Raw genomic sequence first — 268 nt, forward strand, 5'->3', positions numbered from 1 at the left:
TCAGGTAGGTGAAGCGGTGCTCGGCGTCCGTCTCCCAGCACCAGTCCGAGGCCGAGGAGGCGAAATCGCGGAAGCGCGCCTCGCTTTCCGCGATGCGCGCGGCATTGCGGAATTCTCCCGTCACATCGCGGTGCACGGCGATCCGCCCACCGTCTTCGAGCGGGTCGATCGACATGGAGATGATGCGCCCGTCCAGGATTTCCCAGGTGCAATCGCGCAACGGCGTGCGCGCCTCCTTGTGCGACTGGATCAGGGCAACGAGGCGGGT

General features: G+C 66.4%; 1 protein-coding gene. It reads right to left on the reverse strand.

What is annotated here, in order from left to right; all coding sequences use genetic code 11:
* Nucleotides 1-268, reverse strand: a 268-nt coding sequence (locus ACZ3GY_RS24095) for a PAS domain-containing protein (protein WP_465912273.1), incomplete at both ends; no start/stop codon positions are given.

Source organism: Pseudomonas sp. PME37.24/006 (assembly GCF_055556635.1).